This is a genomic window from Salipiger sp. PrR002 (assembly GCF_010500775.1).
Lineage (GTDB): Bacteria > Pseudomonadota > Alphaproteobacteria > Rhodobacterales > Rhodobacteraceae > Salipiger.
Window position 1 is genome coordinate 163,676 of the sequence record NZ_JAAGOU010000004.1, and the last position, 11,595, is coordinate 175,270.

Annotated in this window: 11 protein-coding genes; 2 read left to right on the forward strand and 9 right to left on the reverse strand. The window is 70.0% G+C overall.

Going from position 1 to position 11,595, the window contains the following annotated elements:
- Window positions 1-97: 97 nt before the first annotated feature.
- The 7 genes from lpxK to rbfA form a co-directional block, all read right to left on the reverse strand.
- The gene (gene lpxK, locus G0A00_RS06135) at window positions 98-1,084 is read right to left on the reverse strand and encodes a tetraacyldisaccharide 4'-kinase (protein ID WP_164179387.1); all 987 of its coding nucleotides are present in this window, start codon (window positions 1,082-1,084) and stop codon (window positions 98-100) included.
- Window positions 1,084-2,295: a 3-deoxy-D-manno-octulosonic acid transferase gene (locus tag G0A00_RS06140; RefSeq protein WP_164179389.1), complete on the reverse strand. Its 1,212-nt coding sequence runs from the start codon at window positions 2,293-2,295 to the stop codon at window positions 1,084-1,086. Before G0A00_RS06140 ends, lpxK begins: the two co-directional genes overlap by 1 nt.
- Before the next feature lie 5 nt (window positions 2,296-2,300).
- Window positions 2,301-2,543, reverse strand: a complete 243-nt coding sequence (locus G0A00_RS06145; protein WP_066108458.1) for a DUF4170 domain-containing protein — start codon at window positions 2,541-2,543, stop codon at window positions 2,301-2,303.
- Between the two features lie 135 nt (window positions 2,544-2,678).
- Window positions 2,679-3,467, reverse strand: a complete 789-nt coding sequence (locus tag G0A00_RS06150) for a 3'(2'),5'-bisphosphate nucleotidase CysQ (protein ID WP_235952913.1) — start codon at window positions 3,465-3,467, stop codon at window positions 2,679-2,681.
- The gene (locus tag G0A00_RS06155; protein WP_164179391.1) at window positions 3,454-4,824 is read right to left on the reverse strand and encodes a TldD/PmbA family protein; all 1,371 of its coding nucleotides are present in this window, start codon (window positions 4,822-4,824) and stop codon (window positions 3,454-3,456) included. The genes G0A00_RS06150 and G0A00_RS06155 overlap by 14 nt, the downstream gene beginning before the upstream one ends.
- Window positions 4,825-4,929: 105 nt before the next feature.
- Entirely contained in the window at window positions 4,930-5,673 is a 744-nt protein-coding gene (locus tag G0A00_RS06160) for a phosphodiester glycosidase family protein (RefSeq protein ID WP_235952925.1), read from the reverse strand.
- Window positions 5,674-5,675: 2 nt separating this feature from the next.
- A complete protein-coding gene (rbfA, locus tag G0A00_RS06165; RefSeq protein WP_066108464.1) occupies window positions 5,676-6,095 on the reverse strand; it encodes a 30S ribosome-binding factor RbfA in 420 nt (139 codons plus the stop codon).
- Window positions 6,096-6,323: 228 nt separating this feature from the next.
- Between rbfA and dapB the strand changes: the two genes are divergently transcribed.
- A complete protein-coding gene (dapB, locus tag G0A00_RS06170) occupies window positions 6,324-7,139 on the forward strand; it encodes a 4-hydroxy-tetrahydrodipicolinate reductase (protein WP_066108466.1) in 816 nt (271 codons plus the stop codon).
- A gap of 2 nt (window positions 7,140-7,141) precedes the next feature.
- Here the strand turns inward: dapB and G0A00_RS06175 are convergent, their stop codons facing one another.
- Both G0A00_RS06175 and G0A00_RS06180 read right to left on the reverse strand, forming a co-directional pair.
- Window positions 7,142-9,826, reverse strand: a complete 2,685-nt coding sequence (locus G0A00_RS06175; RefSeq protein ID WP_164179393.1) for a cation-transporting P-type ATPase — start codon at window positions 9,824-9,826, stop codon at window positions 7,142-7,144.
- Between the two features lie 90 nt (window positions 9,827-9,916).
- On the reverse strand, window positions 9,917-10,120 hold the full coding sequence (locus G0A00_RS06180) for a DUF1674 domain-containing protein (protein ID WP_066108468.1): 204 nt from the start codon (window positions 10,118-10,120) through the stop codon (window positions 9,917-9,919).
- Between the two features lie 101 nt (window positions 10,121-10,221).
- Between G0A00_RS06180 and G0A00_RS06185 the strand changes: the two genes are divergently transcribed.
- Window positions 10,222-11,544 carry an RsmB/NOP family class I SAM-dependent RNA methyltransferase gene (locus G0A00_RS06185; protein ID WP_164179395.1) on the forward strand — a complete coding sequence of 441 codons (1,323 nt, stop codon included), beginning with the start codon at window positions 10,222-10,224 and terminating at the stop codon, window positions 11,542-11,544.
- The last annotated feature ends 51 nt before the right edge of the window (window positions 11,545-11,595 follow it).

The window sequence follows — 11,595 nt, forward strand, 5'->3', positions numbered from 1 at the left end:
CTGAAAATACGCATGGCGCGGCGCTCTCTACGGGCGCCGCGCTTGCCGTTTCAGCACGGCGCCTCCGGCGGGCGTATTTGTGGAACAATGAAGGGGCTCAGAGCCCGAGCTTCTCCAGCGCAACGTCCAGCGGCGCGGGGTCTTTGAAGCGCAGGCGGACCGGCAGGCTCAGCACCTTGGGGCGGAAGGCGGTGGGCAGGCGCGCGGCGTCCTTCTCGGTGGTGACAAGCTGCGCGCCCAGCATCTGCGCCTCGCGCTCCAGCCTTGTGAGCAGCGCGGCGGTGAAGGGCTGGTGATCCTCCAGAGCCTCACCCCGAACGATCTCGGCACCGAGGCTGCGGAGCGTGGCGAAGAACTTCTCGGGATGGCCGATGCCGGCGAAAGCCAGTGCGCGCAGATCCTGCCAGTCCATGCCGGTCTGCAGCGGCTCCAGCGCGCCGCGCAGGCGGGGCAGGGCGTTCTGATCGCCCCATTGCGCATCGAAGTCCCGCTGCGCGTCGTCGCCGCCGATCGAGAGCAGCAGATCGGCGCGCTGCAGACCCACCGCCACCGGCTCGCGCAGCGGACCGGCGGGCAGGCAGCGGCCATTGCCGAAACCGTAGCGCGCGTCGACCACGATGATCGAGAGGTCCTTGGCAAGGCCGGGGTTCTGGAAGCCATCGTCGAGGATGATCGCCTTGGCGCCCGCCGCCACGGCGGCGCGCGCGCCCTCGGCGCGGTCGCGCGACACCCAGACCCGTCCGAAGGCGGCCAGCAGCAGCGGCTCGTCACCGACCTGGGCGGCGCTGTGCTGGCGCGGATCCACCTCGACCGGCCCCGAGAGGCTGCCGCCATGCCCGCGCGAGACCACATGCGCGCCCGCCTCGCGTAGCCGCTCGAGCAGGGCGATGACCGTCGGGGTCTTGCCGGTGCCGCCGGCGTTGATATTGCCGACGCAGATCACCGGGACACCGACGCGCGCACCGGGTCCCTTGGCCACGCGCCGCGCGGTGGCAGCTGCGGTGAGCGCGCCCAGCGGCGCGAGCAGCCGCGCCTGCCATGCAGGGGCCTCGGGGGCGGTTTGCCAGAAGCCGGGCGCGCGCATCAGGCGTGCTCCGCTTCGTCGAACCAGCCGCAGGCCAGTGCGATAATCTCGTCGGTCAGCTCGGCGCCCTCGGTGATCACATCCCAGCCCGCATGGGCCATGGCGGCGGCGCGGTCGGGGGCCACAAGCTGCGTGAGCGCCGCGCCGAGCGAGTCGAAATCGCGCACGATGCGCGCGGCGCCTGCCTCGGCAAGCCGCGAATAGGCGGGCAGATGGCGCCCGACGTTGGGTCCGTAAAGCAGCGCGGTGCCATGCGCCGCGGCCTCCATCGGATCCTCGCCGCCGTGGCCATTGACCAGCGAGCCGCCAAGGAAAGCCACCGGCGCCAGCCGGTACCACAGGCCCAGTTCCGAGGCATCCTCGGTGACCAGAACCTGCGTGTTCTCATCGGGCATTTCACCCGCTTCCCATGCGCAGAGCCGCAGCCCGGAGGTCCGCGCCGCCTCGGCAATCTCGGGGGCGAGATCATAGGTGGCGGGCACGAGGATGAGCAGCAGCCGGTGCGCGAGGCGCACCGCGCGTTTATGCGCCAGCAGCACCTCCTCGGCCTCGCGCGCGCTGCGCAGCCGCGCGGCGAGCCAGACCGGGCGCCCGGTCAGAACCCCGGCCATCTCTTCATAGAGTGCCGCGTTGCAATCGAGCGGCGGTGCGCTGTCGGTGATCGGGCCGGTGGCGGGCATGGCGCGCTCTTCGACACCGGCGCGGCGCAGGCGGCGGCGGGCGGGGTCATCCACCGGGCAAATGCGGTCGAACAGCTGCAGCGTCGCGCCTGCCGGGTCCGGCACCCAGCTGGGCGCAGGGCTGGTCCATGGCGCGTCACGGGCGTCGAGCAGCACCAGCTTGGTGCCAGTGTCCTGCATCTTCTGCAGCAGCGCCGGGCGCAGGTCCTGACCGATCCAGAAACACACCTGCGGATGCCAATGGGCGCAGAAGGCTTCGACCTCCGCCGGGGTCTCTCCGGGCAGGGGGACGGGCAGCGCGCCTTCGGGCGGGTGATCGGGCTGCCCGGTCACCATGAGCGACAGATCGGGGCGCTGGACCAGCAGCCGCGCGGCCAGAGCCGCAAGCGCGCGGCCAGAGCCGGGGCCGCCCGCATGCAGCCAGAGCAGCGCGCCGCCTGGACGCGGCGAGGCGCTGACCGGCGCCGAGGCGCCGCCGCGACCGCGGGCGTAGGCCAGATAGGCCGCAAGGGAAAACGGCCTGCGCCCCATGCGGGTCAGCCGAGTTCTTCGGTCGGCGACACTTCGGTTTCCTCGTCCCGTAGACGGTGGATATGGGCGATGAAGTAGCGCATGTGGGCATTGTCCACGGTGCGCTGCGCCTCGGCCTTCCAGGCGTCATAGGCAGAGGCGTAATCGGGGTACATGCCGACGATATGGATGTCGTTCACGTCCTTGAACACGGATTTTTCGGGGGTGACGAGCTCGCCGCCGAAGACGAGGTGAAGTCGTTGAGGCATGGGGGATCCTTTCCCGTGTTGACGCGCGCAACCTACTTTCTGCGGCCGCAGCGTCAAGATTCGACCGCAGGTCAGGTGGTTTCCGTGATCACGAGACGATGATCGCGTGGCGCAGGCAGGTCGCTCAGGGGGCGGTTAAGGGGCGAGTGTCAGCCGGTTCATGATGTCGCCATGCAGCGCCGGGTTGGCGGCGACAACGCCCGGATGCTGCGGATGGCGCGCGTTGAACCGCAGCGGACGGCCCAGCCGGTCGGTGACCGTGGCACCAGCCTCTTGCAGCAGCAGCGTGCCCGCGGCGATGTCCCACTCCCACGTCGGGCGGAAGGTCAGCATGGCGTCGAACCGGCCTTCGGCAACCAGTCCCAGCCGGTAGGCCAGCGAGGGCCGGTGCGCGCGGCGCAGCGGCGGCAGCGGCACGCGCCAATAGGGCGCGTCGATCACCGGCCGCGGGGCCAGCACTTCGGCCTCTTCCAGCACCGAAGTGCCGGTGGTGCGGATCGGCACGCCGTTGAGCGTCACGCCCTGACCGGCGGCGGCGCTGTAAAGAAGGTCGCGCTTCGGCAGGTAGACGGCGGCGGCGGTGATGCGCCCGTTCTCGGCGACCGCGAGCGAATGCGCCCATGTGTCGGCGCCCTCGATAAAGCTGCGGGTGCCGTCGATCGGGTCGATGATGAACACCCGCTCGGCGGCGTGGCGGGCGGGGTCTTCGGCGCTTTCTTCGGACAGCCAGCCATAGGCGGGGCGAGCGCCGCGCAGGGTGCTGCCAAGAAGGTCGTTCACCGCCAGATCGGCGGCGGTCACCGGGCTGCCGTCCGCCTCCTTGCGCCGCACGTCGAGATCATTGGCGCCGAAAGATTGCGCCAGCGCGCCCGCCTCGCGGGCGGCGCGCTCGAGCAGCATGCGGTCGCTGTCACTCGCCGGCAAGCGTCAGCCCCTCGACCAGCAGCGAGGGCACCACCCGCGACAGCCACGGCCGCGCGTCATTGGCCGGCACGACCGAGCGCAGCATCTGCCGCAGGTTGCCCGCGATGGTGACGCCCGAGACCGGATAGGCCAGTTCGCCGTTCTCGACCCACCAGCCAGCCGCCCCGCGCGAGTAGTCGCCGGTGTTGGGGTTGATCGTTGCGCCGATCATCGAGGTAACCAGAAGGCCCCGGCCCATCTCGGCGATCAGCTGCGCGCGGGACTTCTCGCCCTGCGTCAGCGCAAGGTTCCAGACCGTCGGCGAAGGGCCCGAGGAGGGCCCGCGCGCGGCGTTGCCGGTGGGGGCCATGCCAAGCTTGCGGGCATTGGCCAGATCAAGCGTCCAGCCCTGCAGCACGCCGTCCTTGATCAGCGCGCGGCGCTGCGTCGGCAGACCCTCGGCGTCGAAGGGGCGCGAGCCCGACACGCGGGCGCGGTGCGGATCCTCGATCAGCGACAGGGCGTCGGGCAGCACCGGCTCGCCAAGCGCGTCGCGCAGCCAAGAGCCGCCGCGCGCCACCGCCGCGCCATTGGCCGCCGAGACCAGATGCCCGATCAGCGAGGACGAGATACGCTCGTCGAACAGCACCGGATAGGCGCCGGTCTTGGGCTTGCGGGGGTTGAGCCGCTCCAGCGCGCGCTCGGCGGCGCTTTGGCCGATTTCGGCGGGGCTGCGCAGGTCGCTTTGGAAGGTGCGGCTGTCGCCATCATAGTCGCGCTCCATGCCCAGCCCGCTGCCAGCGATAGCGACGCAGGAGGTAGAGCGCGAGGTGCGGGCGTAGCCGCCGGAGAAGCCATTGCTGGCGGCAAGATGCACGCGCTGCGCACCGTAAGAGGCCGAAGAGGCCTGCACCTGCGTGATGCCGCTCACCGCCAGCGCGGCGGCTTCGGCCTCCAGCGCATCGCGCTGCAGCGCGTCGGGCGCCGGATCGGCGGCGGGGTCGGCCAGTTCGAGCGCCGCAAGATCCCAGTCCTGCGCCAGCTGCGCGGGATCGGCGAGCCCGGCATAGGGGTCTTCGGGGGCTTCGCGGGCCATGGCCACGGCGCGTTCGGCCATGGCGCGCAGCGTCTCGGGCTTCACGTCCGAGGCCGATACCACCGCGCTGCGCTGGCCGATCAGCACGCGCAGCCCGATGTCGGTGCCCTCGGCGCGTTCGGCCTGTTCCAGCGCGCCGCCGCGCACGTCGATGCTGAGCGAGGTGCCGTCGATGGCGATGGCGTCGGCAGCATCCGCGCCCGCCTGTTTCGCCACGTCGAGCAGCTGCGCGGTCAGCGATTGCAGGTCCTTGGCTTCGTTGCGATCCGTCACGCCGTCCATGTCACCTCCGGAAGTCTTTGATATCTGGGTAGGCCGCGGGGGCCTGCAAGGCAAGCCGGGGGCGCGGCGATAGCGCCACCTTCGGCGGCGCAAAGGCGGGGCTGCTCAGCTCGATGGCTCGACCACCCCGACGATGGGTCCGAGCGGGCGACCGATGTCGGTGCGCCCAAAGTCGGGCGCGAAGAGCCGCGAGACATTGCCGTCGAAGAACAGCGCGTTGGGCATGTCGAGCCCGTCGCGGAACAGTGTGCCGAACTCGTAAAAGCTCACCGGTTCCTCCGAGATGGCAAAGATCAGATCCTTGCCGTCCGCCGAGGTGCCGACGCCGTTGCGGATGTAGCGCGAGGTGCTGTCGGGCAGGAACCGCGGGTGCAACTCTCCGTCGATGACCAGCATCGGCCCGGATTGCGTCGCATAGCGGCACTGCGGCTTCTTGGCGAGGAAGTCGCGGGTCTCATAGACCTCTGCGGTGCCTTCCGCGATGCACAGGATGCCGTTCGGCAGCAGTCCAAAGTTGCCGGGGCCGGGGCTGGAGATGACGCGCATCTCCTCGGTGCCGTCTTCGACATAATGGCCGACGGGGGCGCGGTCCTCGTGGTACATGCCCGCGTTCATCGCGAAGACCAGCCGCTCCCCCTTTTCGCGCAGCGCGGCGTCGAGAGAGGCGAAATGCCCCCAGACCTCGCCGCCCGGCGCGCGCAGGAAGGTGCGCAGATCCTCGTCCGCGCCGACCCGGCAGAGCGTGTAGTCATGATCCTCGAAGGTCTTGCTCTCACAGCTTACCGCAGCGGCCAGCGAAGGCACGAGCACCGCCGCCGCCAGCGACAGCGCGGTCAGGGCGGCGCGCAGGCTCACGCGTCGTCGTCCTCGTCCGACGGGCCATCAAGGTCGCGGCGCACTTTTTCTTGCGAGAACAGCCGCCGGGTTTCGTCGAGCCGGTCAAAGGTCTCGTCGAGGCGGAAGCGCAGGTCGGGCGCGTATTTCAGCGTCATCTCTTTCGAGATCGCGCGGCGCAACTCGGATTTGTTGCGCTCGAGCAGCTCGAACATATTGCCGCTGTCCTTGCCGCCAAGGGGCACCACATAGGCGGTGGCCACCTTGAGATCGGGCGAGCAACGCACTTCGCCGACGGTGATCGAAAGCCGGTTCAGCTCGGGGTCGTGCACATCGCCGCGATTGAGCACGTCCGCCAGGGTCCGGCGAATGAGTTCGCCGACCCGAAGCTGTCTCTGGCTGGGGCCGGAGCCCTCGTGGAATCTGTTTTTTGCCATGGCGCAGACATAGGCCTCCCGCAGGGCTTTGCCAAGAAGATGTCACCGAGATCTGCACGCGGCGCGGCGGGGTAGATGGGCGCATTTCTCGCCCCTTTCTCTACCGTATGGCGTCCACGGCCGGAAAGCGCCCTCTGCGGCGGTGCGCCTTCCTTTGGGACATCTGCTTTGCCAACCGCCCCGAGGCAGAGTAAGCCGGGCGCAAAGCTACGCGGAACGGAGAGCAAGATGTCGGAACTGCCGGGGATTGTCGTCACGGGCGTGTCGGGGCGCATGGGCCAGATGCTGGTGCGCGAGGTGCTGGCCAGCGACAAGGTCAAACTCGTCGGTGCGGTCGAGCGTGAGGGCAATGATTGGGTGGGCCGCGATCTCGGCACCTGCATGGGCGGGACCGAGATGGGCATCACCGTCAGCGATGACCCGCTCGAGACCTTCGCCAAGGCGCAGGCGGTGCTCGATTTCACCGCGCCCGCCGCGACCGTGCAGTTCGCCGAACTGGCGGCGCAGGCCCGGGCGGTGCATGTGATCGGCACCACCGGCCTCGAAGAGAGCGATCTGGAAAAGATCCGCGCCGCCGCGCGCCACGCGGTGATCGTCCGCGCCGGCAACATGAGCCTTGGGGTCAATCTTCTTACCAAGCTGACCAAGCAAGTGGCCGCGGCGCTCGATGAGGATTGGGACATCGAGATCGTCGAGATGCACCACAACCGCAAGGTCGATGCGCCCTCGGGCACGGCGCTGATGCTGGGCGAGGCGGCGGCAGAGGGCCGGGGCGTGACCCTTTCGGAAGCCTCGGACCGGGGCCGCGACGGCATCACTGGCGCGCGCGAGCGCGGCACCATCGGCTTTGCCGCGCTGCGCGGCGGTGACGTGGTGGGCGAGCATGAGGTGATCTTTGCCGCCGCGGGCGAGCGGATTTCGCTCAAGCACATCGCCTCGGACCGCGCGCTTTTTGCCCGCGGTGCGCTGAAGGCGGCGGTCTGGGGGCAGGACAAGGCGCCGGGCGAGTATGACATGCTCGACGTGCTTGGCCTCGGCGACTGAACTCAGCTACGGGTTTGCGCGCTTGATTCAGGCGCAGGTTCACCGGGCGTGGCTTCACTGGGCCGGGCTGCACGCAGCCCGGTCGCGATCTGCCCAACGACCAGCGGCACGAGGCTCAGGCCAAAGGCCAGCCCCAGCCCGGCCCCGCCCGGGGAGGGCAGGCGCAGCACCTGCGACAGGCCCGGCAGCCACAGCGCCGCGGCGATAAGCCCGGTGCAGAGCGCCAGCGCGCCCCAGACGTAGGGGTTGCGCAGCACGTCATTGTCCAAAAGCCCGGTGCCCGGCGCGCGCATGTTGAAGACGTTCCACAGCTGCGCCAGCGCCAGCGTTACGAAGGCGACGGTGATCGCCTCCTCGCCGGGCAGATGCAGCGCGTAGAGCGCCAGCGCAAAGGCCCCCAGCGTTGCGGCGGCCAAAAGACCGCCGAGCGCGGTGATCCAGACCCATTGCGCGCGGCCAAGGATCGGCTCCGCGGGATCGCGCGGCGGGCGCTGCATCTCCTGTGCATCGCCCCGGCCCATCCCCAGCGCGAAGGCGGGGAAGACATCTGTCACGAGGTTGAGAAAGAGGATCTGCAGCGGCAGCAGCGGCGCAGGCAGCCCGGCGCTGACCGCCAGCGTGACAACCAGCACCTCGCACAGGTTGCACGACATCAGATAGACCACGAACTTGCGGATATTGCCGAAGATCACCCGGCCCTGATGCACCGCCTCGACGATGGTGGCGAGACGGTCGTCGCGCAGCACCATATGCGCCGCCTCGCACGCCACCTGCGTGCCGCGCTGGCCCATGGCGATGCCAATGTCGGCCTTCTTCAGCGCCGGGGCGTCATTCACCCCGTCGCCGGTCATCGCAACGATCTCGCCGTCGCGCTGATAGGCGGCGACCAGCGCGAGCTTCATATCCGGCGCGACGCGGGCGAAGACATCGGCGCGGCGCAGTCGGGCGCGGTCGTCCTCGCTGGCGGTGGCGGGATCGAACCCGGCGAGCGCGCTGCCTTCGATCACCTCTGCCGCGCCCTCGTGCAGACCCGCGTCGCGGGCGATGCGGGCGGCGGTTTGGGCGTGATCGCCGGTGATCATCACCACGCGGATCCCCGCGGCGCGGCAGGCGGCGATGGCGGGGGGCACATCGGCGCGCAGCGGATCGGCAAAACACACCAGCCCCAGCAGGGTCAGCCCTTCGTAGGGCGCCTCATCCGGGGTTGCGGCATGTTTCATCGCCAGCGCCAGCCCGCGCAGACCATCCGCCGCCGCCGCTTCGTTGCGCGCCAGCCAGCGGGCACGCGCGGTCTCGTCGAGGCGGGTCTCTCCTGATGCGCTCAGAACCCGGTCACAGACCTCAAGCACCGACTCAGGTGCGCCCTTCACCGCATAGAGCACGCCGCCGTCGCTCGCGTGCACCGTCGCCATCATGCGCCGTTCCGGATCGAAAGCATGTTCGGTCAGCGCCGGGGTGTCCGCCGCAATGCCCGCGTCTTTCGCCGCCTCCAGAAGCGCCAGTTCCATCGGATCGCCAGTGCCGCGCGTGCCGTCCTGCCCAAGCTCGGCGCCATTGCACAGCGCGCCGACCTGCAGCGCCAGCGCGAGGGGGGAGCCCTTTGGCACGGCGCCTTGCGGCGGGAACGCGGTATCGCCCTCGTCCAGCAGGAAACGCGCCACCTGCATGCGGTTCTCGGTGAGCGTGCCGGTTTTGTCGGTGAGGATCACCGTCGTCGCGCCCAGCGTTTCCACCGACGCGAGCCGGGTGATCACCGCGTTGTGCCGGGCCATGCGCCACATGCCGCGCGCAAGGCAGAGCGTCGCGACCACCGGCAGCCCCTCGGGGATCGCCGCGACGGCGAGCGCGACGCCGGTCTGGATCATGTCGATCAGCGCATGGCCGCGCGCCACCCCGGCACCGATCATCACCAGCGCGAGGGCCAGCGTCAGCCACACCAGCTTTTGCCCCAGCCGCCCCAGCCGCCGTTCCAGCGGCGAAGCCTCGGCCTCGGCCTCCTGCGCCAGTTTCGAGATGCGGCCCAGTTCGGTCGCCATCCCGGTGGCGGTGACGAGGGCCTCACCGCTGCCGCGGGTCAGCGCCGTGCCCTTGAAGACCATGCTGCGGCGTTCGGCGAGCGCAGCCTCGGGCGCGGCGGGATCGGCGCTTTTCTCCACTGGCAGCGATTCGCCGGTGAGCACGGATTCATCGGCATAGAGCCCCGAGGCGCGCGTGAGCCGCAGATCGGCGGTGATCACGTCGCCCGCTTCGAGGATCACCACATCGCCGGGCACCAGATCGCGGGCATCCACCATCCGCGCGGCGCCGCCCCGCCGCACGCGGGTCTGCACCTCGGCCATATGCAGCAGCGCCTCCATCGAGCGGGCGGCGCGCAATTCGGTGAAAAAGCCGATGGCGGTGTTGAGCGCCAGCACCGCGAGGATCGCCAGCGCTTCTACGTGGTCCTGCACCAGCAGCGAGAATCCGGCGGCAGCAACCAGCAGCCAGACGATGACGCTGCGCAATTGGTGCACGAGGAGCGTCAGCAGGCTTTGGGGTTTCTGCTCGCGCAGCCGGTTTGGGCCGACCTGTGCCAGCCGCTTGACGGCCTCGGCCTCGGACAGGCCGGCGTCCGGCGCCACGCCAAGGCGGGTCGCCGTGTCCGCTGCGCTCAGCGCGTGAAAGCCGGTTTCGGCAGGGGGCGGCACGCTTTACCTCTTTGATCGACGGATAATCCGACGATTGCCAAGGCGGGCGGGCGCGTCAACAGGCGCTGGCGTCGCGGGAGGTGCGCGATCTCAGAAGTCGATCGCGATGCCTTTCTTCTCCCAGTCGCCATAGCGCGCCGGGTCGAGTCCGTCGCGGCCGCCGTATTCCTTGGCCTGCGGGGCCTTGGCGCGGGCCTCGGCTTCGGCCTTGCGGCGCGCTTCGGCCTCGGCCAGCGCGCGCTGCGCGGCGGGGGGAAGATCGGCGGAAATCTCGGGGCGTGTCTCGTCGCTCATGGCTATGCCCTCCTCGGGCGCGCTTTCCTTGCGTGGGTCCCCTTGATATAGGCCCCGAGATCAGGCGCGGGCAAGACCCGCAGGTTCGCGGAGTGGGTCCGATGGCAGAGAGCACAAAACGCCCCGGCAAGGGCAAGCGTCCGGGCAAAACCAAGGAGACCCCGTCGGCGAGCCCCGCGCGGGCCGCGGCGGTGGCGCTGCTTGGGCAGGTGCTGGGGCAGGGCCGCCAGCTGAGCGACGCGATGCAGGCCGGATCCTTTGCGCGGCTCGATCCGGCGGACCGCGCGGCGGCGCAGCGGCTGGCGACCGACGTGCTGCGCAACCTGCCGCGCTGCGATCAGGTGCTGAAGCCGCGACTGCGCAAGGCGCCGCCGCTGTCGGTGCGCAACGTGCTGCGGCTTGGCACCTATGAGCTTTGCACCGGCGGCGCTGCGCATGGGGTGGTGAACGATTGCGTCAGCCTGATTTCCGCCGATCGCAAGACCAAGACCATGTCGGGCATGGTCAACGCGGTGCTGCGAAGGCTGGCCGACGAGGGTCCCGAGCTGTGGGCCAAACTGCGTGTGCCGCGCCTGCCGCGCTGGCTGCGCGATCCGCTGGTCGCGGCATGGGGCAGCCCGGCCGTTGCGGAGATGGAGCGCGCACATCTGGCGGGCGCTCCGCTTGATATTTCCGTCAGCACGGATGCCGAAGGCTGGGCCGAGCGGCTTGGAGCCGAGCTTCTGCCCACCGGCTCGCTGCGGCTGGCGGATCCCGGTCAGGTTTCGGCGCTGCCCGGTTTCGATGAGGGCGGCTGGTGGGTGCAGGATGCCGCCGCGGCGTTGCCCGCCAAGCTGCTGGGCGACGTCAAGGGCCTGCACGTGCTGGACATGTGCGCCGCGCCGGGGGGCAAGACGCTGCAACTGGCCGCAGGCGGGGCCGAGGTCACGGCGCTCGACCTTTCGGAGGGCCGCATGGCGCGGGTGCTCGAGAACCTCATCCGCACCGGGCTGAAGGCCAAGACGCAGGTGGGTGACGCGCTGGAGGCGACCGGCAGCTATGACGCGATCTTGCTGGACGCGCCTTGTTCGGCCACCGGCACCATCCGCCGCCACCCCGATCTGCCCCACGCCAAGCAGGGCGAGGGCATTTCGGAGCTGATCGGCCTGCAGGAGGCGATGCTCGATCACGCGCTGTTGCTGCTGAAGCCGGGCGGGCGTCTGGTGTTCTGTACCTGCTCGCTGCTGCCCGACGAGGGCGAATGCCATATCGAAGAGGCGCTGACGCGCCACGACGGGCTGAAGGTTCTGCCGCTCGACGCGCCGTGGATCGAAGACGGCTGGCGCAGCGAAGAAGGTGGCCTGCGGCTGCGTCCGGACTTCTGGCCCGAGCGCGGCGGCATGGACGGCTTTTACATGGCGGTTCTGGAAAAGCCCGCCGGGTAAGCCTGCCTCGTTTCCGGGCGGCGGGGCCGTCCGGCGTTGCGCGCAGGTCGC